The sequence below is a fragment of the Variovorax sp. YR750 genome, from assembly GCF_900109805.1.
In the GTDB taxonomy this organism is placed as follows: domain Bacteria; phylum Pseudomonadota; class Gammaproteobacteria; order Burkholderiales; family Burkholderiaceae_C; genus Variovorax; species Variovorax gossypii.
Map to the genome: position 1 here is coordinate 398,735 of NZ_FOBJ01000003.1, position 18,958 is coordinate 417,692.

An 18,958-nucleotide genomic window follows, 5' to 3' on the forward strand; every position below is an offset into this window, starting at 1 on the left:
CATTCTAAGCACTGCAGGCGCGAAGCGCTTGCAGTGCCTTGGGGGCCGAGCAAAGCGATGGCCCGGGTGTTCCCCCTCCCCTCTGGCTGCGCCGAGGAGCGCAGCGTTTCGCGGATCAGGGCTCGCAGCTGTCTGAGCGAAGCGAGTTCTGCGAGACCCCGCGAAACGCGAGCACCGCAGGTTGCCCGTAGCGAAGCGAAGGGTCGCAGACAGTGGGGTCGCCTTTTCTTTGCCTACTTTCTTTTGGCGAAGCAAAAGAAAGTAGGTCGCCCGCCGGGGCGAGTCCCGGCCTCGGAAAGCAAACCAAGAGCAGCCACTCAAAGCGTATGACTGCGATCCCCTTCAACAAACCCCATCGCATCCCACCCCTCCCCCACAGCAAACCCCAAAACCTTGAACAACTCCCCCATCTCATGCTCATGAATGAGCCGAGCCGCCATCCCCCGCTCACCAACAGACCCTTGCTCCATCCTGGCAAGCAACCCGCAATTCAACAGAAACCGCGCCTGGCTCGTATAGCCAAGCACAGCAAGCCCCGCATCCTGCCCAGCCAGCGCAACCCCGGTGAAGTCGACATGCGCCGTGATGTCCTTCAACCCGACATCAGCCAGCGGATCGCCATCGGCCTTGTGCCCCTGATGGCACATCACAGTCCCCATGTGCCTCTGCGGGTGGTAGTACTCGGCCTCGGGAAACCCGTAGTCGATGAAGAACGCGGCCCCCTTCTTCAGCCGGTCCGCCAGGGTCGCGATGAAGGCCTTCCCCTGCGGATGGATCTCGGTGAGGTAATCGTGCGCGCCAGGCACCTCCACCGGCGGACGCAGTTCTGTCGCGCGGTCGGCCCAGGCCCATCCATCGCCGGCGACATTGCGCACGACACCCCGCTCGAACCACTGCCCACCCACGCGGGCCAGCAGTTGCACCGGCATCGCATCGAGCACTTCGTTGCCGACGACCACGCCTTCCATCGCCTCCGGCAGCTCGTTGAGCCATTCGACGCGGCCTGCATGGCGAGCGAGCGCCTGCTGCTGCCGCTCGCGCAAGGTGCCCGACAGGTCGACGATGCGATAGCGCACGTCGCCGCGCCCCATCTCGTCGAGCGCATGCAGCAGCTGAACCGCGAGCGCCCCCGATCCGGCGCCGAATTCCCACACCGTGTCGGTTCCGGTCTTCTCCAGTGCCTCGGCCACCTGCACCGCCAGGGTCTGGCCGAACATGGGCGTGAGTTCGGGCGCGGTCACGAAGTCGCTGCCCGAAGAAGGCATGTGGCCGAACTTGGCCAGCGTGTTGGCGTAGTAGCCCAGGCCGGGCGCGTACAGCGCGAGCGCCATGAAGCGGTCGAAGCCTATCCAGCCGCCCGCGCGCTCGACGGAACGCGCGATGAGATGGTCGAGGGCGGTGGGTAAACTGCTGGGGGTCGTCTTTGTCGTCACAGCGCCATTCTCCCCTCTCTCCCCGCATGAGCCCCGCCTCCCCAGCCTCCACCTCTCCCCGCACGGTCCTCGTTACGGGCGCAGGCCGTCGGCTCGGCCGCGAGATTGCGCTGGCGCTCGCCGCGAGCGGCTGGCAGGTGGCGGTGCACTACCGGAACTCGCGCTCCGAGGCCGAGCAGACGGTCGCCGACTGCGCCGCGCTCTCGGGCGACTCGGCCCTGTTCTCGGCCGACCTCGAGGACGAACAGGCCACGCGCGCGCTGCTGCCCCGCGTGGTCGCGCGCTTCCGCGGCATCGATGCCGTGGTCCACAGCGCCGCCCTCTTCGAGCACGACGAGGCCGCCACCTTCGGCTACGCGCTCATGGAACGCCATGCGCGCAGCAACACCGGCGCGGCCATCCTGCTGGCGCAGGCGCTGCACGAGCACCTGGCGGCGCGCGATGCGCAGGGCGCGGTGGTCCATCTGCTCGACCAGAAACTCTGGAACCCGAACCCCGACTTCCTGAGCTACACGCTGTCGAAGGCCGCGCTCGAGGCCGCCACGCCGATGCTGGCGCTGGCGCTGGCGCCGCGCGTGCGCGTGGTGGGCGTGGCGCCCGGCCTCACGCTGGCGAGCCACATGCTGGACGACGACAAGTTCGCGCAACTGCACAAGCTGTCGCCGCTGGGCCGCTCGTCCACTCCGGAGGACGTGGCCGCCACGGTGAAGTTCGCGCTGGAGAACCGTTCGATCACCGGCACCACGCTGCTGGTGGACGGCGGCCAGCACCTGATGAAATTCGAGCGCGATTTCTCGCTCATGTGAGCACCTCCATGTCTTCCACCAAGCACACCCACGGCCACCAGACCCTCACCCTGATGGGCCTGCGCTTCGACGCGAACCTCGGCATCCTCGACCACGAAAAGGTCGCGCCGCAGCCGATCCAGGTCGATGCGGAACTCAACCTCGGGGAGCAGCCGCTGCTGCCGCAGGACGACGACATCTTCCATGTGCTGGACTACGGCAAGGTGCGCCTCATCATCATCGACGAGTGCACCGCCGAGCACGTCAACCTGCTCGAGAGCCTGATCGGCAAGCTGGTGCAGCGCCTGCTGCAGCTGCCCGGCGTGCTGGGCGTGCGCGTGAAGATCGCCAAGCTCGAGATCTTCGACGACTGCGAAGTGGCGATCCGCATGGAAGCCGGCGAGTGGTGAGCTGAGCCGCAGCCATCCGCGGCACTCAGGCCGCTGAGCCGCAGGCCACCGCGGACCTCTTTGCCGCCGGCCACATGCGCACGGCCAGCGCGCCGAGCGCCGATACCGAAGCCATCGCCGCCACGCCCGACCACCCCCATTGCGCCAGCACCAGGGCACCCAGCGCGGAGCCCGTGGCCATGCCGACGAACACCCCCGTGAAGAACACCGCGTTGAGCCGGCTGCGCGCGCCGGGGTCGATGCCGTAGACCACCGTCTGGTGCGCGATCAGCGCGGCCTGCAGGCCGAAGTCGAAGCCGATGGCGGCAACCACGATCAGCCCCAGCCGCGCGGCCGGAGCCGCAAGCAGCGGCGCGAACAGCATCGCCGCGAAGGAGACGGCGACCAGCGCGGCACCCATGCGGATCACCAACTCGGGACCGCGGCGATCCGCGAGGCGCCCGGCGATGGGCGCGGCCAGCGCACCCGCCGCGCCGGCAAGGCCGAAGGCGCCGGCTGCCGCGCTGCCCAGGTGGAACGGTGCGCCATGCAGCATCACGGCCAGCGTCGACCAGAAGGCGCTGAAGCCCACCGACAGCAGGGCCTGCGCGAAGGTCGCGCGGCGCAGCGCGCCATGGCGCTTCCACAGGCCGGCCAGCGAACCCAGCAGTGCGCCGTAGCCCAGGTGCGTGGTCGGGCGCAGGCGCGGCAGTCCGCGCGCAGCAGCGGCGCCGATGAGCGCGATGCTCACTGCCGCGACGACGAACATCGCGCGCCAGCCGAAGTGCTCGGCCACGAAGCCCGCGAGCACGCGCGACAGCAGGATGCCCAGCAGCAGCCCGGTCATCACCGTGCCGACGATCCGGCCGCGATGCGCCTCGGGCGCCAATGTGGCGGCGGCGGGCACCACGTCCTGCGCCATCGTGGCCGCGAGGCCGATGACAAGGCTCGCCGCCAGCAGCGGCGCGACCGAAGGAGAGAACGCCGCGCCCAACAGCGCGAGCACCAGCACGGAAGCCTTGACGAGGATGATGCGGCGCCGGTCGAAGCGGTCGCCCAGCGGCGCGAGCAGCAGGATGCCGAGCGCGTAGCCCAGCTGCGTGAGCGTGGGCACGAAGCCCACGGAACGGGCCGAGGCGCCGATGTCAGGGCCGAGCACGCCCAGCATGGGCTGGCTGTAGTACAGCGCGGCCACGCCGAAGCCGGCGCTGGCGGCCAGCAGCAGGATCAGCGACCCTGGCAGCTTTTCATGCGTGTTTTGAATGGAAGACATGGTGTAAACCCTTGGATTCGAGAAACGAAGGCTGGAGTTTGCGGGCCCCTCCACTCTGAAGGTAGGCCTGCGTGTCGAACAATTGATATACGCTCGGCGCATGGCCAAGCCACTCCCACCCCCGCCTCCGGCCGACCGCATCGAGTTGATGCAGACCTTCGTTCGCATCGTCGAGGCCGGCAGCCTGTCGGCCGCCGCCGCCCAGATGGGCACCACCCAGCCCACCGTGAGCCGCCGCCTGCAGGCGCTCGAACGCTCGCTGGGCGTGCGGCTGCTGCAGCGCTCCACCCACGCGATGAAGCTCACGGAAGACGGCGAGCGCTGCTTCGACCGCGCCAAGGAGCTGATCCTGAGTTGGGGCGCCTTCGAGGCCGAGCTGCGCGGCGTGGGCGACCAGCCCGAGGGCCGGCTGCGCGTGGTGGCGCCGCATGCCTTCGGGCAGCAGCTGCTGGTCGGGCCGCTGGCCTCTTACCTGCAGCGCCATCCGCAGGTGACGGTCGAGTGGCTGCTGCACGACAGCCCGCATGACGAAACGCCCGACTTCATCGCCGAGGGCGTCGACTGCGCGATCCGCGTCGGCGAGGTGACGGACCCCAACGCCGTGGCGATCCGCCTGTTCGACGTGCCACGCATCGCGGTCGGGGCGCCCTCCCTCTTCGGGCCCGGCACGCCGCTGCCGGTGCACGCCAGAGAGCTCGAAGCCCTGCCCTGGCTGGCGGCGCGCAACTTCTACCGGACCGAGGTCGTGTTCACGCACGAGAGCACCGGCGAGGTGTGCCGGGTGCCGATCCGCCCGCGCATGATCACCGACAGCCTCTACGCCCTGCGCAGCGCGGCCGTGCTGGGCGTGGGGGTCGGGGTGTCGTCGGCCTGGATGCTCACCGAGGAGCTGGCTGCGGGGCGGCTGGTGCACCTGGCGCCGCAGTGGCACGGCACGCCCGCGCCGGTGTACATCGTGTATCCGTACGCGCGCTTCTATCCGGCGCGGCTGCGGCTCTTCGTGGAGGCGATGCGGCAGGCCTTCCCGGAATCCCCGTTGCCCGCGGCCGGGGTGATCGGGGTAGCCGGAGCAACCGTAAACGGGCCCGATGGCGGGTGAAATGGGGATCGGGGACAATCACCCCCTTCCCCCGACTCCCCGAAGCAGCCTGCCCATGAACGCCGTCTGGATCGACGAGGCGCCCGCCACCGCCGACGCCACCGCCTCCTCTCCCGCCAATTCCATGAAGATCGAGCGCGAGACGCACAAGCTCGAGAAGCGCCTGTGCCGCCAGGTCGGGCAGGCGATCGTCGACTACAACATGATCGAAGAGGGCGACAAGGTCATGGTGTGCGTCTCGGGCGGCAAGGACAGCTATGCGCTGCTCGACATCCTGCTCAAGCTGAAGGCGCGCGCACCCATCCACTTCGACATCGTGGCGGTCAACCTCGACCAGAAGCAGCCCGGCTTTCCCGAGGAAGTGCTGCCCAAGTACCTGAGCGAACTGGGCGTGGACTTCCACATCGAGAACCAGGACACCTACAGCATCGTCAAGCGCGTGATTCCCGAGGGCAAGACCACCTGCGGCCTGTGCAGCCGGCTGCGCCGCGGCATCCTCTACCGCGTGGCCGACGAGCTGGGCGCCACCAAGGTCGCGCTGGGCCACCACCGCGACGACATGCTGCAGACCTTCTTCCTCAACATGTTCTTCGCCGGCAAGCTGAAGAGCATGCCGCCCAAGCTGGTGAGCGACGACGGCAGGCACGTCGTTATCCGCCCGCTGGCCTACGTGTCCGAGAAGGACACCATCCGCTGGGCCCAGCACCGCGAGTTCCCGATCATTCCGTGCACGCTCTGCGGCAGCCAGGAGAACCTGCAGCGCAAGCAGGTAGGAGAAATGCTGCACGAATGGGACAAGAAGTATCCCGGCCGCGTGGAGAACATGTTCACCGCGCTGCAGAACGTGGTGCCTTCGCACCTGCTCGACGGAACGCGGCACGACTTCAAGGGTCTGAAGGCGACCGGCGTGGCGGACGACGAGGGCGACAAGGCCTTCGACCCGCCTTCCTTCGATCTGCTCTCCCAGGCACCTGCCGCCCTGCGCATCGTCCAGGGCTGAACGGGCAACCCAGGGGAATTTTGGGCAACAGTGCCCGGAGACCCTCATGAAATCTGCGATCCCGGCTCTTCTTCTTGCAGTAACCCTGACAGGCTGCGCCACCTCCTGGGTGGTCGACAGCGACGTGAAGAGCTTCGCCTCCCCGGGCGCCATCGCGCCCGGCGCCACCTACCGCTTCGACCGCCTGCCCTCGCAGCAGGCCGACGGCGCGCGGCAGGAATCGCTCGAAGCCATGGCCGGCGCGGCGCTCGACAAGGTCGGCCTGCGCCGCGACGATGCCAAGGCCCAGTACATCGCGCAGATCGGCGCGCGCGTGACGGCCGGCCTCTCGCCCTGGGCCGACCCGTGGCTCTACAACGGCCCCGGGGGCTACGGCTACGGCGGCTATGGCTACTACGGCCGGCGCTGGTACGGCGGCGGCTGGTATGGCGGCCCCATGTTCGCGCCACCGGCCAACCCCTGGTACGAGCGCGAGGTGAGCATCGTGCTTCGCGAGGCAGGCTCCAACCGCGTGGTCTACGAGACCCGCGCCCGCAACGACGGCCCCTACACCTCGAGCGCGGCGATCCTGCCGGTGATGTTCCAGGCCGCGCTGCAGGGCTTCCCGAACCCGCCGCAGGGCGAGCGCCGGGTCAACATCGAGCTGCCGACGGCGCAGGCCCGGAAATAGCGGCTTTTAAAATTCCCCGGATGGAAGAACCCACCCGCCTGATCGCCGTTCGCCACGGCGAGACCGCCTGGAACGTCGACACCCGCATCCAGGGCCAGCTCGACATCGGGCTCAACGCCACCGGCGTCTGGCAGGCGCAGCGCGCGGGCGCGGCGCTGGCCGACGAGCCCATCGGCGTCGTCTATGCCAGCGACCTGTCGCGCGCCTGGCAGACCGCGCAGGCCATCGCCGAGCCCCATGGCCTGGCCGTGCAACCCGAGCCGCGCCTGCGCGAGCGGGCATTCGGCACCTTCGAGGGCATGAGCTTCGCCGAGATCGAGGCCACTCTGCCCGTGCAGGCCAGGCTCTGGCGCGAACGCGATCCCGAATTCGAGCCCGAGGGCGGCGAAAGCCTTCTCACCTTCCGCGACCGCGTGACGGGCGTGGCCGCCGAACTCGCGGCGCGCCATCCGGGCGAACTGGTCGTGCTGGTCGCGCACGGCGGCGTGATGGACGTGCTCTACCGCGCCGCCACCCGCCAGGAGCTGCAGGCGCCACGCACCTGGCAGCTCGGCAACGCGGCCATCAACCGCATGCTGTGGACGCCCGAAGGCTTCAGCCTCGTGGGCTGGAGCGACACCGCCCACCTCTCGGCCGGCAGCCCGCTCGACGAAACCACGAGCTGAAGCCTCGCTCCCCGCCCCGCATCAGCAATCCGCGCTCAGGTCCTCCAGCGGCCCGAAGAACTCGTAGCGGATCTGCTGCGCGGGCACGCCCAGCGCCACGCTGTTCGCGTACATCGCCTTCATGAAGGGCTTCGGGCCGAGGAAGTAGAAGTCCACGTCGCGGTCCGGCGGCAAGGCCTGCGCGAGCAGCTCCTTCGTGACGAAGCCGGTCGCGTGCGGCCGGTCGGCGTCGCGCGGCGCGTCGTACACGTAGAGCGCCTCCACGTTCGCATGCGCGGCCGCCAGTGCGTCGACGCGCGCCCGGAAGGCATGCACGCCGCCGTGGCGCGCAGCATGGATGAAGCGGATCGGCCGCCCCGTGGGCGCTGCGGTTTCGAGCATGCTCATCGCCGGCGTGATGCCCACGCCGCCGGTCACGAGGACCAGCGGGCGGCCTTCGGCGGGCGCGGGCTGCAGCACGAAGTCGCCGCTGGGCGGCAGCACGTCGAGCACGGTGCCTGGGCGGGCATGGGCATGCAGCCAGTTCGACACGCGCCCGCCCTCCTCGCGCTTCACGCTGATGCGCAGGCAGGGCTTGCCAGGCGCATCGGAAAGCGAATAGTTGCGCCGCACGGTCTCGCCGTCGATCTCCAGCACCAGCGTGAGGTACTGGCCCGGCAGGAACGCGGGCAGCGGGCCGCCGTCCTCGGGCTCTAGGTACAGCGAGAGGATGAGCTCGCTCTCCGGCTCGCGACGCGCCACGACGAAGCGGCGCGTGCCGCGCCAGCCGCCGGGGCGCCGCTCGTTGGCGCCGTACGCATCTTCCTCGGCGGCGATCAGCAGGCCGGCCAGCGCCTCGTAGGCCTCTGCCCAGGCGGCAATGATTTCGTCGGTCGCGACGTCGCCCAGCACCTCGCGGATGGCCTGCAGCAGGCACTTGCCGACGATCGGGTAGTGCTCGGGCTGCACGCCGAGCGCGACGTGCTTCTGGATGATCCGCGGCAGCGCGCCCGCCAGCGCCTCGAGCCGGTCGATGTTCGCGGCATAGGCGAGCACCGCGCCGGCCAGCGCGCGCGCCTGCGTGCCGCTGGCCTGGTGCGCTTCGTTGAAGAAGGTCTTCACCTCGGGATGGTTCGCGAACATGACGCGATAGAAGTGGGAGGTGATCGCCTCCCCCTGCGTCTGCAGCAGCGGAACGGTGGCCTTGACGAGGGCGATGGTGCGTTCGGAAAACATGGCTGGAAAACTCGAAGGTAGTGAAGGAACGTTCTTCCTTCTCATGAAGCGTGCCTGCCGTCGTGCCTTCGCAAGCCCTTGTTTTTGAACATTTTTTTTCCGACACAGTCAAATCGACCACAAGAAATGTTGTCAAATCGACCACCATGAGCGTAGAAATGACCACATCCGAGGGGCCCGACCACCCCAGCGAGGGCGAGCGCTTCGGCGCCCTCCTCAAGGCCGTGCGCGAACTCGTGCGCTGCGACGCGGTGGCGCTGCTGCGGCTGGAGGACGGCATGCTGCGCGCCGTCGCGGTCGACGGCCTCAGCGACGAGGCGCTGGGACGCCGCTTCGCGGTGGCGGCGCACCCGCGTTTCGCCCGCCTGCTCGAGAGTCCGGCGGGCGTGCGCTTTCCGCCCGATTGCGATCTGCCCGATCCCTACGACGGGCTCGTCTCGGGCCAACCCGAGATCCTGCCGGTGCACGACTGCATGGGCGCGCCGCTGCGCCTGCGCGGCGACACCTGGGGCCTGCTCACGCTCGACGCGCTGGAGCCTTCGGCCTTCGACGCCGTCGGCCCCGCGCGGATGGAAGCGCTGGTGCGGCTGGTCGAGTCGGGCATCGAGGCTGCGCATGCGGCACGCGACATGGCCCGGCGCACGGCACAGGAACAGGTGCTGGCCGAGGCCTGGCAGTCCGGCCGCGCCGCCGTGCGCGAACTGGTGGGCACCAGCGCGGCGATGCAGCAGCTGCGCCGCGAGATCGACACCGTGGGTGCCTCCGACCTCACCGTGCTGCTGCTGGGCGAGACCGGCGTGGGCAAGGACCTCGTGGCGCAGCGGCTGCATGCGTGCTCGCGGCGCAGGTCCCAGCCGCTGGTCCAGGTGAACTGCGCGGCGCTGCCCGAGACGTTGGCCGACAGCGAGCTCTTCGGCCATCGCCGGGGTGCCTTCACCGGTGCCATCCAGGACCGCACCGGCAAGTTCGAGCTGGCCGACGGCGGCACGCTGTTCCTCGACGAGGTCGGCGAGCTGCCGCTGGGCGTGCAGGCCAAGCTGCTGCGCGTGCTGCAGGGCGGCGAGCTGCAACGCCCGGGCAGCGATCGCACGCTGCGCGTGGACGTGCGCGTGATCGCGGCCACCAACCGCGACCTGCCCGCCGCCATCGCGCAGGGGCGGTTCCGGGCCGACCTGTACCACCGGCTGTCGGTCTATCCGCTGGTGGTGCCGCCGCTGCGCGCGCGCGGCCGCGACGTGCTCGCGCTAGCCGGCGGTTTCCTCGAGGAGAACCAGCACCGGCTGGGCGCGCGCAACCTGCGCCTGTCGCCCGCCGCGCGGACCGCGCTGCTGGCGCATTCATGGCCCGGCAACGTGCGCGAACTCGAACACACGATCAGCCGTGCCGCGCTGCGCGCCTACCGCGAGCACGCGCCTCGCGCGCGCTGGGTGGCGATCGAGCCGCGGCACCTGTTGCTGGAGGAAGCGCCGTTGCAGCCGTCGCCCGTCGATTTGCCGGCCACGGCGGCGGCTGCCGAAACCGGAACGCCGGTGACGCTGCGGGAGGCCACCGAAGCCTTCCAGCGCGAGTGGCTGGCCGCCTGCGTGGCCCGTCACGGCGGCAACCTCAGCCGGGCGGCTGCCCAGGCCGGCATGGACCGCAGCAACTTCCATCGCCTGCTGCGCAAGCTGGGCATCGCCGCGCAGCCACCGGCCTGACGCCCGGCGAGTGAGCGGCAGGTGCGCGGCGCAAGGCGCCGTCAGGCGTGCGAGGCAGCGTGCCCCGGGCCCTGGCTCGCCTGCGGCGTCTTCTCCTCGCCCGGCAGGTCCACCATCGGGCCGGTGCCGCTGTAGCGGTCGAGTGCAAGGTAGATGGCCGGCGTGATGTACAGCGTGATCACCTGCGAGAAGATCAGCCCGCCCACAACCGCCACGCCCAGCGGCTGGCGCAGCTCTGCGCCGGCACCCAGGCCCAGCGCGAGCGGCAGCGCGCCCATGAGCGCGGCCAGCGTGGTCATCAGGATCGGGCGGAAGCGCAGGCGGCAGGCCTCGCGGATCGCCTCGACAGGCTTCATGCCCTCGGTGCGCTGCGCCTCGAGGGCGAAGTCGATCATCATGATCGCGTTCTTCTTCACGATGCCGATCAGCAGCAGGATGCCGATGGTCGCGATCAGCGTGAGGTCGAAGCCGAAGAGCTTCAGCGAAATGAGCGCGCCCACGGCCGCCGACGGCAGCCCCGCCAGGATCGTGATCGGGTGGATGTAGCTCTCGTAGAGCACGCCCAGCAGCACGTAGATGACAAGCACCGCCAGCACCAGCAGCACGGCCTGGCTCGACTGCGAGCTCTGGAACACCGCCGCATCGCCGCCGTAGGTGGTGATGATCGACTGCGGCATCTTCAGCTCGTCCTTGAAGCGGTCGATCTTCGCGGTCGCGTTGCCCAGCGGCACGTCGGGCGCGAGGTTGAACGACACCGTCACCGCCTGCAACTGGCCCTGGTGGTTGACCGCGGTCGGGCCCACGGTGCGCTTGACCGTCGAGAAAGCCGACAGCGGCACCAGCTTGCCGGTGGTGCTGCGCACCGACAGGCGCGAGACGTCTTCCTCGAACTGGCGGTCGTTGTCTGCGGCCGAGAGGATCACCTGGTAGGTGTTGCTCGAGCCGTAGATGCTGCCGATCTGGCGGTCGCCGTACGCGTTGTAGAGCGCGGTGCGCAGGTCGCCCACCGCCACGCCGAGCACGCCGGCCTTGTCGCGGTCGATGTCGAGCGTGGCCTGCAGGCCGCGGTTCTGCGAGTCGCTGGTCACGTCGCGGAAGTCGGGGTCGGCGCGCATGCGCTCCATGAGCCGCGTGGCCCACGGCACCATCTCGCCCGCGTTCACGCTCTGCAGCGTGTACTGGAAGCGCGCCTTGCTCTGGCGGCCGCCCAGTCGCAGGTTCTGCACCGGCTGCATGTAGACGGCGATGCCCGGGATCTCGCGGAAGCGCTGGCGCAATGATTCGAGCACCTTCGACATCTGCGGGCGTTCGCTACGCGGCTTGAGCACGGCGAACAGGCGGCCGGAGTTCTGCGTGGCCGTGGGTCCGCCCACGCCGACGAAGGAGCTCACGTAGTCGACGCTCGGGTCGTCCTTGAGCGCGGCGGCCACGCGGTCCTGCAGGGCCTTCATGGCGGTGAAGGAAATGTCCTCGGCGGCCTCGGTCGTGATCTGGATCTGGCCGATGTCTTCCTCGGGGAAGAAGCCCTTCGGGATGGTCGCGAACAGCCAGCCGGTGACGACGAAGGTCAGCGCCGCCGCCAGCAGCATCACCTTGCGGTGCATCAGCGTCCAGTCGAGGGTGCTCATGTAGGTCGAATGCACCTTGCGGTAGCCGCGCTCGAAGGCACGGCCGATGGCGGTGCCGGGCTCTGGGTGTTCTTCCTCGTGGTCGATCGCGCCTTCCTTGCGCGGCACCTGCTTGAGCAGCCGGCTCGCGAGCATCGGCACCAGCGTGAGCGACACCACGGCCGACACCAGCACCGCCAGCGCCACCACCACCGCGAACTCGTGGAACAGCAGGCCGATCACGCCCGGCATGAAGAAGATCGGGATGAACACGGCCACCAGCGAGATCGAGATCGACACGATGGTGAAGCCCACCTCGCGCGCGCCGCGCAGCGCGGCGGCGAACGGGTCCATGCCCTTCTCGACGTAGCGCATGATGTTTTCCAGCACCACGATCGCGTCGTCCACCACGAGGCCCACGGCCAGCGTGATGCCCAGCAGCGAGATGTTGTCGAGGCTGTAGCCGAAGGCGTAGAGCAGCGCCACCGCGCCGATCAGCGAGATCGGGATGGTCGCGGCCGGGATCAGCGTGGCCACCAGCCGGTGCAGGAACAGGAAGATCACCAGCACCACCAGCGCGATGGTGCCCAGCAGCGTGAGCTGCACGTCGTGCACCGCCTCGCGGATCGACAGCGAGCGGTCGTTCACCATCTGGATCTCGACCGACTGCGGCAGCTCGGCCTTGAAGCGCGGGATGAGCGCGCGCACCGCGTCCACCACCTGCACGGTGTTGGCATTGGGCTGGCGCTGCACGGCCAGCGAGATGGAGTCTTGCCCGTTGAAGCTGCTGGCGGTTTTTACCGACTCGAAGCTGTCCTCGATGGTGGCGACTTCGTCGAGCCGCACCGGCGCGCCGTTGCGCTGGCCGACGATCAGCTTGGCGAAATCGGCCGCCTTCATGAGCTGGCGGTTGGCCTGGATGGTGAGCGTCTGGCGCGGGCCGTCGAGCACGCCGACCGGCGTGTTGGCGTTGGCCGAGTTCACCGCCTTGGCAAGCTCATCGAGCGTGATGTTGCGCGCGTTGAGCAGGTCGGCATTGGCCTTGATTCGCACCGCGAAGGCCTTGCGGCCGTACACGCCCACCTGCGCTACGCCGTCGATGGTCGAGAGCGTGGGCGAGATGAGGTTCTCGGCGTAGTCGTTGAGCTCCGACGGATTCATCGACGGCGAGATCAGCGCGATGAACAGCACCGGCGCGTCGGCCGGGTTCACCTTGCGGTACGAAGGCAGCTGCGTCAGCTCCTGCGGCAACTGGCGCTGGGCGCGCAGCAGCGCGGCCTGCACGTCGACGGCGGCGGCGTCGATGTCGCGGCTGCTCACGAATTCGAGCGTGAGCGAGGTCACGCCCTGCGTGTTCACCGAGCTGATGGTCTGCAGGCCCGGGATGGTCGAGAACTGCTTCTCCAGCGGCAGCGCCACCGACGACGCCATGGTGTCCGGGCTCGCGCCCGGCAGCTGCGCGTTGACGTTGATGACCGGCGTGTTGTAGCTGGGCAGCGCGGCGACGGGGATGCTGAAGTACGCGAAGATGCCGATGACCACCACGGCGGCGGACAGCAGCACCGTCATCGCCGGACGGCGGATGCAGAGCTCGGAAATGTTCATGCGCGTTCCTTGCGCGGCGGCTTGATGTCGGTGCCGTCGGAGGACGCCGCGCTGCCGGGCGTGACGCCCGTGGTGCCGTTGGACGGAGCACCGGGAGCGCCCGGCGCCGCGACGGGAGCCTTCGCATCCACGCGCACCTTGCCGCCGGGTCGCACGTTCTGGCTGCCCTCGATCACCACCTGCTCACCGGGCTCCACGCCGCTCACGGCCACCTGCGTACCGAAGGTGTGAAGCGCCTTCACCTTGCGGCGCGTGGCGGTCTTGGCCTCGTCGACGACGTAGAGCGAAGCACCATCGGACAGCATCATCAGCGCCGCGGCCGGCACCACCGTGGCGCCGTTGAGCGTGCGCACCGTGATGCGCGTGCCGACGAACTGGCCGGGCCACAGGCTCTGGTCGGCATTTGCGAACACGGCCTTGGCGCGCACCGTGCCGATCTGCGGATCGACGGTGTTGTCGACGAAATCGAGCGTGCCCGTCAGCAATTCCTTGCGGCCGGTGACGACCGCCTCGACCTTCGAGCGCGAGCGCGCGGCCTCCAGCAGGTCCTGCAGGTTGCCTTCGGGCACGGGGAAGCTCACGGCGATCGGGTCGAGCTGCGTGACGGTCACCAGCGACAGCGTCGGCTGCACCAGCGTGCCCGGATAGATGTTCACGGCGCCGATGCGCCCCGCGATGGGCGCGCGCAGCGTGGCGTAGCCCAACGCCACCTGCGCCGACTGCACGGCCGCGCGGTCGGCGGCCACGGCGGCGCGCTGCGCCTCCAGCTGCGAGAGCGTGGCGTCGGCCGCGCTCTTGGCGATGAAGTTCTGCGCCACCAGGTCCTGGCTGCGCTTGTACTGGCGCTCGAGATCGGCCAGCGTGGCCTCGTCCTTCTGCTGCTGGGCGCGGGCGCGCGCGAGATTGGCCTGGTCGTTGCGGTCGTCGAGCGTGAAGAGCAGCTGGCCGGCCTTGACGAACTGGCCCTCCTTCACATGCACCGCGCTCACCGTGTTGGTCACCTGCGGGCGCAGGTCGACGCTGTTGAGGGACACCACGCTGCCGTTGACCTGCACGGTCACGGGCACGTCCTGCTTCTTCGCCGTGGCCAGCGTCACCAGCGCGGGCATGCCGCCGCCGGCACCCGCGTTCGGGGCCTTGGCGCTCTTTGTGGCGGACTTGTCCGCGGACATGCTCCACCACCCGCCTGCGACGGCTACGATCAACACGCCCGAAAGGGCGACGGCGACACTTTTCTTCATGGGTTCTTGTGCACTTTGGGCTGACAGCAGCTATTGAATCAGCAGCTGACTTCCGAGGATCACGCCCTCTGTAAAGAAATGTAAAGCAGGTCAACCCGAAGCCCGCTCAACACCCTGTGGCCGACGCGAGGAAACACACCCCCTCGCTAAAATCCCCGGTCCACAGCCTCTGGATAAACCCCATGAACCGCTGCAAGAAACCTACGAATGCTCTCACTTACATAGCGCTTTGCACAGCAGCCATGGCGGCCATGGGCCTTTTCCCGCTCGCCGCCAGTGCCCAGGACGAAGTGCCCCGCCCCCAGACCCAGAACGAATCGCTCGTGGGCGGCCGCGTCTTCCCCGTCGGCACCCTGCGCGGCAAGTTCATGGTGACCAATGCGCCCGACGTCGAGCTCGACGGCAAGCCCGACCGCCTGGGCGCCGGCGCGCGCATCCGCAGCGGCCAGAACATGCTGGTGATGCCCGGCGCCATCATTGGCCAGAAGTACCTCGTCAACTACACGCGCGACGCCGCCGGGCTGCTGCGCGAGGTGTGGATCCTCACGCCCGACGAAGCCACCGCCAGCCGCGAATCGCTGAACAAGCCGTTCCTGAACGTCTGGCCGTTCACCTCGAACGACACCCTCAACACGCAGTAAGAAAGAGACGGGTGGCGGCGCAGCCTCTTGCGCTGCGCGCCATATGCCGTTGCGCCCCGCCGCCGCGCCGGGCCACGAGAGAGAGCTCCCCATGAAAAAAGTATTCATCAAGACCTTCGGCTGCCAGATGAACGAGTACGACTCGGACAAGATGGCCGACGTGCTGAACGCCGCCCAGGGCTACGAGCCCACGCAGAACGTGGACGAGGCCGACCTCATCCTGTTCAACACCTGCTCGGTGCGCGAGAAGGCACAGGAAAAGGTGTTCTCCGACCTCGGCCGCGTGAAGCACCTGAAGGCCAAGGGCGTGAAGATCGGCGTGGGCGGCTGCGTGGCGAGCCAGGAGGGCGAGGCCATCATCGCGCGCGCACCCTACGTCGACATCGTGTTCGGCCCGCAGACCCTGCACCGCCTGCCCGAGATGCTGAGCGACCGCGAACGGCTCGACCGCCCGCAGGTGGACATCAGCTTCCCCGAGATCGAGAAGTTCGACCATCTGCCGCCCGCGCGCGTGGAAGGCGCCACCGCCTTCGTGTCGATCATGGAAGGCTGCTCCAAGTACTGCAGCTACTGCGTGGTGCCCTACACCCGCGGCGAGGAAGTGAACCGCCCGCTCGACGACGTGCTGGTCGAGATCGCCGGCCTGGCCGACCAGGGCGTGCGCGAGATCACGCTGCTGGGCCAGAACGTGAATGCCTACCGCGGCAAGATGGGCGACACCGCCGAGATCGCCGACTTCGCGCTGCTCATCGAGTACGTGGCCGAGATCCCCGGCATCGAGCGCATCCGCTACACCACCAGCCACCCGAACGAGTTCACGCCGCGCCTGATCGAGGCCTACGCGAAGGTGCCGCAGCTCGTGAGCCACCTGCACCTGCCGGTGCAGCACGGCAGCGACCGCATCCTGATGGCCATGAAGCGCGGCTACACCGCCATGGAATACAAGAGCACGGTGCGCAAGCTGCGCGCCATCCGCCCCGAGCTCGCGCTGAGCAGCGACTTCATCGTCGGCTTCCCCGGCGAGACCGAGGACGACTTCAACAAGATGATGAAGCTGATCGACGACTGCCAGTTCGACGCCAGCTTCAGCTTCATCTTCAGCCCGCGTCCCGGCACGCCGGCCGCCGCGCTGCACGACGACACCCCGCACGAGGTGAAGCTCGCGCGCCTGCAGAAGCTGCAGGCCGTGATCGACGTCAACGTGAAGCGCTTCGGCCAGGCGCTGGTGGGCACCACGCAGCGCGTGCTGGTGGAAGGCGCCTCGCGCAGGGACGCGAACGAGCTCATGGGCCGCACCGCCTGCAACCGCGTCGTCAACTTCGAGGGCGACGCCCGGCTGGTCGGCCGGATGATCGACCTGCGCATCACCCGCTCGCTGGCCTACACGCTGCGCGGCGAGGTAGCGACCAACGAATCGCCAATGGCGCTCGCCCACCACTGATGGCGAAGCGACCGTCCATACGGGGCTCGTTCCAGCAGCTCCTCCTCTTCGCCTTTCTCCTGATCACCGCGCTGCTGGTCGGCGTGGCGCTGCGCTCCGTGCTGCAGTACGACGCGCTCATGACGCAAAGCCGCGACGCGGCCGCGCGCGCGCTGCGCCTGTCGGGCGCCTCCCAGTCGCTGGCCGAGCGCAGCGCCGCCATGGAGCGCGCCGGACGCCAGTCGCTGGTGCTGAACGACGCCGTGCTGCGCCGCCGCTTCGACGACGCCGCGCGCGAGGCGCACCAGGTGCTCGAGCGCCTCGAGAAGAACGGCCTGCCGCCCGCCGGCATCGACATGTGGCGCAACCAGCTCGGCGTGATCGAGGGCCTGATGAGCGGCAGCGCCGACAGCGCCCTCGCCCGCGAGAGCACGATGGCGATGCAGTTCCGCGAGCTCGACGCCCTCAACACCAACATCGCGCAGCAGGCGCAGTTCCTCATCGAGACGCAGAACGACGCGCTGGCCCGGCGCATCGAGAACGCGCGCCGCCGGCTGATGCGCGAGGTGGTGGCCGCCAGCGTGCTGGCCGCGGCCCTGGCGCTGGCCTTCGGCATCTGGCTGGCGCGGCCCTTCAAGCGGCTGGAACAGGCCATCGTCGGCCTCGGCCAGAACCGGCTCGACGAGCCCATCGACATCCGCGGCCCGGCCGACGTGCGGCGCGTGTCGCAGCAGCTCGAATGGCTGCGGCTGCGCCTGACCGAACTCGACGCCGACAAGGCGCGCTTCCTGCGCCATGTGTCGCACGAGCTGAAGACGCCGCTGGCTGCACTGCGCGAGGGCGTCTCGCTGCTGGAAGACGGCGTGACCGGCCCGCTGAACCCGGCGCAGCTCGAAGTGGCGCAGATCCTGAACCAGAACACGGTGTCGCTGCAGGGCCAGATCGAGGCGCTGCTGCGCTTCAACGCCGCCGCCTTCGAGGCGCGCGAACTGCGCCGCGAGCGCACCGAGCTGCTGCCGCTGATCGAGGAGCAGATCGAGGCCCAGCGCCTGCAGTGGCAGTCGCACGGCCTGCGCGTGCGGGCCGAGGGCGACCCCGTCACGGCCACGGTCGACCGCTCCAAGCTCGGCACCGCCATCGCCAACCTGCTGAGCAACGCCATCCGCTTTTCGGTAACGGGCGGTGTCATCACGCTGGCCGTGTCGCAGACGCCGGAAGCGGTGCACATCGACGTGAACGACGCCGGGCCGGGCATCGCCGAGGGTGACCGCGACCGGATCTTCGAACCTTTCTTCCGCGGCGAGCGCCAGCCCGAACACACCGTGAAGGGCACGGGCATCGGACTTTCCATCGTGCAGGAGTACATTGCAGCCCACGGGGGCCGCATCACCCTGCAGCCCGGCGGTCCCGGTGCACGCTTTCGCATCGAACTGCCGCGCACGGCCTGACCGCCCCGGCGTCCCCCTCCAGATACTGTCCGACCGCCTCGCGTCCTTTCTTCGACCCATGTCTTTTCCGTTCGTCCGCCGTTCCTCCTTCGCCGGGGCGATGACCGTGCCTTTCGTCCTGCTGCTGGCCGCCTGCGCCTCGCAGCCCAAGCCGCCCCCGGAGGCCGATGCGCTGCCGCCGCCTCCGGTCATGCCGCGCGTGATGCCGGTGGAGGCCGAGCCCAAGGCGCCGGCCACGCAGCCCGCGGCCTCGCTCTTCACGCTGATGACGCAGGGGCCGGTGGCCTCGATGCTGTCGTACGCCGACAAGGTGCGCCCGCTCAACGGCGCCGACCTGAGCGCCGAGATCGCCCGCGTGGGCGACCCCGGCGATTCGCCCACGGCGCAGATGCAGGTGGCGCTGCTGCTCTCGCAGACCCGCGTGCCGGCCGACCTGGCCCGCGCGCTGGGCCTGCTGCAGCGCGTGATCTCCAACCCCGCGCCCGAGGCGCAGGCGCTGCAGCCGCTGGCGCGCGCGCTGGCCGCACGCTACGTGGAGCAGCGCCGCGTCGAGGACGACCGCGACAAGCAGGTGCAGGCACTGCGCGACAGCCAGCGCCGCATCGACCAGCTCAACGACCGCATCGAAGCCCTGCGCGCCATCGAGCGCAGCTTCGCGCGGCCCAACACCAACCCGGCGCCGGCCATGCCTGCCGCGCCGCCCAACACAGGCAAACCGAATCAATGAGCGCAGCGCCGGGCCGCCCCAAGCAAGCTCGCACCGCAGTGCG

16 protein-coding genes are annotated in these 18,958 nt (G+C 69.3%); 11 read left to right on the top strand and 5 right to left on the bottom strand.

The window, feature by feature from the left end:
- Positions 1–317 precede the first annotated feature (317 nt).
- Complete coding sequence (locus BMY35_RS08345; RefSeq protein ID WP_093196824.1) at positions 318–1,433, bottom strand: class I SAM-dependent methyltransferase; 1,116 nt, start codon at positions 1,431–1,433, stop codon at positions 318–320.
- Positions 1,434–1,459: 26 nt separating this feature from the next.
- On the opposite strand from BMY35_RS08345, the gene BMY35_RS08350 reads away from it, so the two are divergent.
- Both BMY35_RS08350 and BMY35_RS08355 read left to right on the top strand, forming a co-directional pair.
- On the top strand, positions 1,460–2,239 hold the full coding sequence (locus BMY35_RS08350; RefSeq protein ID WP_093196826.1) for an SDR family oxidoreductase: 780 nt from the start codon (positions 1,460–1,462) through the stop codon (positions 2,237–2,239).
- A gap of 8 nt (positions 2,240–2,247) precedes the next feature.
- Complete coding sequence (locus BMY35_RS08355) at positions 2,248–2,628, top strand: dihydroneopterin aldolase (protein WP_093197242.1); 381 nt, start codon at positions 2,248–2,250, stop codon at positions 2,626–2,628.
- A gap of 25 nt (positions 2,629–2,653) precedes the next feature.
- Here the strand turns inward: BMY35_RS08355 and BMY35_RS08360 are convergent, their stop codons facing one another.
- Positions 2,654–3,880 carry an MFS transporter gene (locus BMY35_RS08360; RefSeq protein WP_093196828.1) on the bottom strand — a complete coding sequence of 409 codons (1,227 nt, stop codon included), beginning with the start codon at positions 3,878–3,880 and terminating at the stop codon, positions 2,654–2,656.
- Positions 3,881–3,980: 100 nt separating this feature from the next.
- Here BMY35_RS08360 and BMY35_RS08365 point away from each other — a divergent pair, with 100 nt between their 5' ends.
- From BMY35_RS08365 to BMY35_RS08380, 4 genes are read left to right on the top strand one after another with little or no spacing between them, the layout of a single operon-like run.
- Positions 3,981–4,979, top strand: a complete 999-nt coding sequence (locus BMY35_RS08365) for a LysR family transcriptional regulator (RefSeq protein ID WP_093196829.1) — start codon at positions 3,981–3,983, stop codon at positions 4,977–4,979.
- A gap of 55 nt (positions 4,980–5,034) precedes the next feature.
- Positions 5,035–5,979, top strand: coding sequence for a tRNA 2-thiocytidine(32) synthetase TtcA (ttcA, locus tag BMY35_RS08370; RefSeq protein WP_093196831.1), 945 nt, complete (start codon positions 5,035–5,037; stop codon positions 5,977–5,979).
- A 46-nt stretch (positions 5,980–6,025) separates the two neighbouring features.
- Positions 6,026–6,649 (top strand): DUF4136 domain-containing protein, encoded by a 624-nt coding sequence (locus BMY35_RS08375; protein WP_093196832.1) that lies wholly within the window; start codon positions 6,026–6,028, stop codon positions 6,647–6,649.
- 20 nt (positions 6,650–6,669) lie between these two features.
- Positions 6,670–7,314 carry a histidine phosphatase family protein gene (locus tag BMY35_RS08380; RefSeq protein WP_093196834.1) on the top strand — a complete coding sequence of 215 codons (645 nt, stop codon included), beginning with the start codon at positions 6,670–6,672 and terminating at the stop codon, positions 7,312–7,314.
- 21 nt (positions 7,315–7,335) lie between these two features.
- Here BMY35_RS08380 and hmpA read toward each other — a convergent pair whose 3' ends face one another.
- Entirely contained in the window at positions 7,336–8,529 is a 1,194-nt protein-coding gene (gene hmpA, locus BMY35_RS08385; protein ID WP_093196836.1) for an NO-inducible flavohemoprotein, read from the bottom strand.
- A gap of 158 nt (positions 8,530–8,687) precedes the next feature.
- Here hmpA and norR point away from each other — a divergent pair, with 158 nt between their 5' ends.
- Positions 8,688–10,226, top strand: coding sequence for a nitric oxide reductase transcriptional regulator NorR (gene norR, locus BMY35_RS08390; protein ID WP_256228264.1), 1,539 nt, complete (start codon positions 8,688–8,690; stop codon positions 10,224–10,226).
- Between the two features lie 41 nt (positions 10,227–10,267).
- On the opposite strand, the gene BMY35_RS08395 is transcribed toward norR, so the two are convergent.
- The gene (locus BMY35_RS08395) at positions 10,268–13,438 is read right to left on the bottom strand and encodes an efflux RND transporter permease subunit (RefSeq protein ID WP_093196840.1); all 3,171 of its coding nucleotides are present in this window, start codon (positions 13,436–13,438) and stop codon (positions 10,268–10,270) included.
- Positions 13,435–14,610, bottom strand: a complete 1,176-nt coding sequence (locus BMY35_RS08400; RefSeq protein ID WP_256228265.1) for an efflux RND transporter periplasmic adaptor subunit — start codon at positions 14,608–14,610, stop codon at positions 13,435–13,437. The genes BMY35_RS08395 and BMY35_RS08400 overlap by 4 nt, the downstream gene beginning before the upstream one ends.
- 320 nt (positions 14,611–14,930) lie before the next feature.
- Between BMY35_RS08400 and BMY35_RS08405 the strand changes: the two genes are divergently transcribed.
- From BMY35_RS08405 to BMY35_RS08420, 4 genes are all read left to right on the top strand, one after another.
- Entirely contained in the window at positions 14,931–15,320 is a 390-nt protein-coding gene (locus BMY35_RS08405) for a hypothetical protein (protein ID WP_240652098.1), read from the top strand.
- Between the two features lie 91 nt (positions 15,321–15,411).
- Complete coding sequence (gene miaB / locus BMY35_RS08410; RefSeq protein WP_093196846.1) at positions 15,412–16,761, top strand: tRNA (N6-isopentenyl adenosine(37)-C2)-methylthiotransferase MiaB; 1,350 nt, start codon at positions 15,412–15,414, stop codon at positions 16,759–16,761.
- Positions 16,761–18,188 (top strand): sensor histidine kinase, encoded by a 1,428-nt coding sequence (locus tag BMY35_RS08415; protein ID WP_093196848.1) that lies wholly within the window; start codon positions 16,761–16,763, stop codon positions 18,186–18,188. The genes miaB and BMY35_RS08415 overlap by 1 nt, the downstream gene beginning before the upstream one ends.
- Positions 18,189–18,246: 58 nt before the next feature.
- Positions 18,247–18,915, top strand: a complete 669-nt coding sequence (locus tag BMY35_RS08420) for a hypothetical protein (protein ID WP_093196850.1) — start codon at positions 18,247–18,249, stop codon at positions 18,913–18,915.
- Positions 18,916–18,958 lie beyond the last annotated feature (43 nt).

What these genes read in the sequence shown, in the direction of transcription:
- BMY35_RS08350 (WP_093196826.1), top strand. Translation starts at nt 1,460, where the DNA reads ATGAGCCCCGCCTCCCCAGCCTCCACCTCTCCCCGCACGGTCCTCGTT.
- BMY35_RS08355 (WP_093197242.1), top strand. Translation starts at nt 2,248, where the DNA reads ATGTCTTCCACCAAGCACACCCACGGCCACCAGACCCTCACCCTGATG.
- BMY35_RS08360 (WP_093196828.1), bottom strand. Translation starts at nt 3,880, where the DNA reads ATGTCTTCCATTCAAAACACGCATGAAAAGCTGCCAGGGTCGCTGATC.
- BMY35_RS08365 (WP_093196829.1), top strand. Translation starts at nt 3,981, where the DNA reads ATGGCCAAGCCACTCCCACCCCCGCCTCCGGCCGACCGCATCGAGTTG.
- ttcA (WP_093196831.1), top strand. Translation starts at nt 5,035, where the DNA reads ATGAACGCCGTCTGGATCGACGAGGCGCCCGCCACCGCCGACGCCACC.
- BMY35_RS08375 (WP_093196832.1), top strand. Translation starts at nt 6,026, where the DNA reads ATGAAATCTGCGATCCCGGCTCTTCTTCTTGCAGTAACCCTGACAGGC.
- BMY35_RS08380 (WP_093196834.1), top strand. Translation starts at nt 6,670, where the DNA reads ATGGAAGAACCCACCCGCCTGATCGCCGTTCGCCACGGCGAGACCGCC.
- hmpA (WP_093196836.1), bottom strand. Translation starts at nt 8,529, where the DNA reads ATGTTTTCCGAACGCACCATCGCCCTCGTCAAGGCCACCGTTCCGCTG.
- norR (WP_256228264.1), top strand. Translation starts at nt 8,688, where the DNA reads ATGACCACATCCGAGGGGCCCGACCACCCCAGCGAGGGCGAGCGCTTC.
- BMY35_RS08395 (WP_093196840.1), bottom strand. Translation starts at nt 13,438, where the DNA reads ATGAACATTTCCGAGCTCTGCATCCGCCGTCCGGCGATGACGGTGCTG.
- BMY35_RS08400 (WP_256228265.1), bottom strand. Translation starts at nt 14,610, where the DNA reads ATGTCCGCGGACAAGTCCGCCACAAAGAGCGCCAAGGCCCCGAACGCG.
- BMY35_RS08405 (WP_240652098.1), top strand. Translation starts at nt 14,931, where the DNA reads ATGGGCCTTTTCCCGCTCGCCGCCAGTGCCCAGGACGAAGTGCCCCGC.
- miaB (WP_093196846.1), top strand. Translation starts at nt 15,412, where the DNA reads ATGAAAAAAGTATTCATCAAGACCTTCGGCTGCCAGATGAACGAGTAC.
- BMY35_RS08415 (WP_093196848.1), top strand. Translation starts at nt 16,761, where the DNA reads ATGGCGAAGCGACCGTCCATACGGGGCTCGTTCCAGCAGCTCCTCCTC.
- BMY35_RS08420 (WP_093196850.1), top strand. Translation starts at nt 18,247, where the DNA reads ATGTCTTTTCCGTTCGTCCGCCGTTCCTCCTTCGCCGGGGCGATGACC.